This window comes from Micropruina sp. (assembly GCF_027492755.1).
Lineage (GTDB): Bacteria > Actinomycetota > Actinomycetes > Propionibacteriales > Propionibacteriaceae > Micropruina.
This window is the reverse complement of sequence record NZ_JAPUED010000157.1, coordinates 3,984-7,477: the sequence shown is the minus strand read 5'-3', so window position 1 is coordinate 7,477 and position 3,494 is coordinate 3,984. Positions and strand designations below refer to the sequence as shown.

Here is a 3,494-nt window from a genome sequence, read left to right as displayed (position 1 = left end):
ACGATAAGAACCGTCCCCCGGCGTTCGAAAATCGCACGCGGGAGAACCGTCCCCGGGCGTTCGAGGTCAGTAGAGGACAGTGGCGAACTGGCCGGCGATGGTGAAACCGGTGCGCAGGTAGGTGCGGACGGCTCGGGTGTTGAAGTCGTTGACGTACAGCGACACCACCTCGTGGTCTTCGAGGATGTGCCGGGTGGCGGCGGCCATGGCGGGGGCGGCCAGACCGCGGCCGCGCAGCCGGGGGTCCAGCCACACCCCCTGCACCTGGGCGATGCCGCCGCAGCTGATGCCGACGTCGGCCTTGAACACCACCGCGCCGGTGTCGTCGACGATGCCCCAGGCGCGTCCGCTCTCGACGGTGCCCTGACAGTGGATCCGGTAGCCGTTGCGGCCGCCACCGGCGGTCGGGTCGACGCCCACCTCCTCGGTGTACATCGCGATCGCGGCGGCGTGATACGAGGGGAACTCCGCCATGGTGATCCGCCGCACCGGGACGTCCATCGGAAGCGACGCCACCCGGCGGGTGACCATCAGCGGTTGTCGCGGACGGATCTCGCGCTGCCCCGCATAGCTGCGGCTCCGGACGGCGAGCGCACGATGCAGCGCCAGCGCCGTCCCGCTCTCCCCGACGATCGACTGGCACCAGCGGTGCTGTCCGAGTGCGTCGGCGAAGGCCGCGAGTGCGGCGTCCCGCTCGTCGGGCTCGCAGTAGGCGAACGCGGGCACCAGGTTCGAGCCGGCGTGCAACAGGTGTCGGGGCGCCTCCGCGGGCCAGCCGTACAGAGTGGCCGGCGAGCCGTGACGGAGCACACCTGCGTCCACCCGGGAGGCGATGAAGAGATTGGCGACCGGATCGGCGGAGACCAGCCGCCGGACCAGGGCGTCGTCGCACGCGTCCATCACCCGCGCGCGTTTCATTCCCTGGATTCCCGGTTCAGCTGACGGACACCATCGGTGCACCCACGGGCGCCCCTTCCGGGGCCTCCTCGGCGATCCGATTGGCTTCGGCGATCAAGGTCTCGACGATCTGGTCCTCGGGAACGGTCTTGATCACCTTGCCCTTGACGAAGATCTGGCCCTTGCCGTTGCCGGACGCCACCCCCAGGTCGGCTTCGCGGGCCTCGCCCGGGCCGTTCACGACACAGCCCATCACGGCCACCCGCAACGGCATCTGCAGACCTTCCAGGCCCTTGGTGACCTCTTCGGCGAGGGTGTAGACGTCGACCTGGGCGCGTCCGCAGGAGGGGCAGGAGACGATTTCGAGGTGCCGCGGCCGCAGGTTCAGCGACTCCAGGATCTTGATCCCGACCTTCACCTCTTCGGCCGGCGGCGCCGACAGCGACACCCGAATGGTGTCGCCGATGCCCTTGGCGAGCAGCGCCCCGAACGCCACCGAGGACTTGATGGTGCCCTGGAATGCCGGCCCGGCCTCGGTCACGCCGAGGTGCAGCGGGTAGTCGCAGGCGTCTGACAGCAGTTCGTAGGCACGCACCATCACCACCGGATCGTGGTGCTTGACCGAGATCTTGAAGTCGCGGAAGTCGTGCTCTTCGAACAGCGAGGCCTCCCACAGCGCCGATTCGACCAGCGCCGCAGGCGTCGGCGCGCCGTATTTGGCGAGCAGTCGCTTGTCCAGCGAACCGGCGTTGACACCGATCCGGATCGACACCCCCGCATCGGACGCCGCCCGCGCGATCTGCTTCACCTGATCGTCGAACTGGCGGATGTTGCCCGGATTCACCCGGACGGCGGCGCAGCCGGCATCGATCGCGGCGTACACGTACTTGGGCTGGAAGTGGATGTCGGCGATGACCGGGATCTGGCTCTTCTTGGCGATGATGTGCAGCACGTCCGCGTCGTCCTGGCTGGGCACGGCCACCCGGACGATGTCGCAACCGGTGGCGGTGAGCTCGGCGATCTGCTGCAGGGTGCCGTTGATGTCGGTGGTCTTGGTGGTGGTCATCGACTGCACCGAGATCGGCGCGTCGCCACCGACCAGAACCTTGCCGACCCTGATCTGCCGGGTGGGCCGGCGCGAGGCCAGAACGGGCGGCGGAGTGGCGGGCATGCCCAGGTTGACGGTCATGGACTCCTCGTTCGACAGGCGGCGGCCGACGGCCGCCGCGAGACAGCCTACTCGGGCGCCGCCGTCCGCACCCGAGTGGGGCTGTGTGCTTGGCCGCGATCCACCGATCTGCGCGGCCCGTCGGTCAGTCGGGGCTCAGGTCCGCTGGGTGTCCAGGAACTCGGCGATCCGTCCGATCGCCTCGGTGAGCACCTCGGCGTCCGGCAGGGTGACCAGCCGGAAGTGGTCGGGCTCGGGCCAGTTGAACCCGGTGCCGTGGGTGACCAGGATCTTCTTGGTGCGCAGCAGTTCGATCACGAACGCCTCATCGTCGACGATCGGGTACACCTCGGGGTCGAGCCGCGGGAAGCAGTACAACGCACCCATCGGCTCGACACAGCTGACCCCGGGAATCTCGTTGAGCAGCCGCGCGGCCAGCTTGGACTGGTCGTAGAACCGGCCGCCGGGAACGATCAGTTCGTTGACCGACTGGTAGCCGCCGAGCGCGGTCTGGATGGCGTGCTGCGCCGGCACGTTGGAGCACATCCGCATGTTCGACAGCAGAGTCAGGCCTTCGAGGAAGTCGGTGGCCAGGTGCTTCGGTCCCGACACCATCACCCACCCGGCCCGGTAGCCACAGACCCGGTACGCCTTGGACAGGCCGGAGAAGGTGAGGCAGAGCACGTCCTCGCCGGCGAAGGTGGCCGCGTGGTGGTGGACGGCGTCGTCGAAGATGATCTTCTCGTAGATCTCGTCGGCCATCACCACCAGGTCGTGCCGGCGGGCGATGTCGATCAGCCCGCGCACGGTGTCCTCGCTGTAGACCGCGCCGGTCGGGTTGTTCGGGTTGATGATCACCAGCGCGTGGGTGTTCTCGGTGATCAGCGATTCGATCTCTTCCAGATCGGGGTTCCAGTCGTTGGCCTCGTCGCAGCGGTAGTGGACGGGGACGCCACCACACAGGCTGACCGCACCCGTCCACAGCGGGTAGTCGGGCGCCGGCACCAGGATCTCGTTGCCGTTGTCGAGGAAGGTCTGCAGCACCATCATGATCAGCTCGGAGACGCCGTTGCCGATGTAGACGTCGTCGACGCCGGTGTGCGGCAGCCCCTTCGACTGGTAGTACTGCGCCACCGCGGTGCGCGCGGAGTAGATGCCGCGCGAATCCGAATAGCCCTGCGACTGGGGCAGATGGTGAACCATGTCGGCGAGGATGCGCTCCGGAGCCTCGAAGCCGAACGGTGCGGTGTTGCCGATGTTCAGCTTCAGGATCTTGTGCCCCTCGGCCTCCAGCCGCTGAGCCTCGACCAGGATCGGACCCCGGACGTCATAACGGACGTGCTGCAGCTTCTGGGACTGGACGATGCGACGCATGCGCCCCAGTCTCTCAGCCGCGACGGTGTTGGTTCCGACAAGCTCAACCCGCGGC

At 68.0% G+C, this 3,494-nt stretch carries 3 protein-coding genes; all 3 read right to left on the bottom strand.

Annotated features, from left to right (window positions below; genetic code table 11):
* Window positions 1-66: 66 nt before the first annotated feature.
* Window positions 67-918 (bottom strand): GNAT family N-acetyltransferase, encoded by an 852-nt coding sequence (locus tag Q0066_RS11080; RefSeq protein WP_298132873.1) that lies wholly within the window; start codon window positions 916-918, stop codon window positions 67-69.
* Window positions 919-934: 16 nt separating this feature from the next.
* A complete protein-coding gene (gene ispG, locus Q0066_RS11075; RefSeq protein WP_298132871.1) occupies window positions 935-2,086 on the bottom strand; it encodes a flavodoxin-dependent (E)-4-hydroxy-3-methylbut-2-enyl-diphosphate synthase in 1,152 nt (383 codons plus the stop codon).
* Between the two features lie 135 nt (window positions 2,087-2,221).
* Window positions 2,222-3,439, bottom strand: a complete 1,218-nt coding sequence (locus tag Q0066_RS11070; RefSeq protein ID WP_298132869.1) for a pyridoxal phosphate-dependent aminotransferase — start codon at window positions 3,437-3,439, stop codon at window positions 2,222-2,224.
* Window positions 3,440-3,494 lie beyond the last annotated feature (55 nt).

Bases quoted from the DNA above. Each gene is read 5' to 3' on its own strand.
- Q0066_RS11080 (WP_298132873.1), bottom strand. From the start codon at position 918: ATGAAACGCGCGCGGGTGATGGACGCGTGCGACGACGCCCTGGTCCGG.
- ispG (WP_298132871.1), bottom strand. From the start codon at position 2,086: ATGACCGTCAACCTGGGCATGCCCGCCACTCCGCCGCCCGTTCTGGCC.
- Q0066_RS11070 (WP_298132869.1), bottom strand. From the start codon at position 3,439: ATGCGTCGCATCGTCCAGTCCCAGAAGCTGCAGCACGTCCGTTATGAC.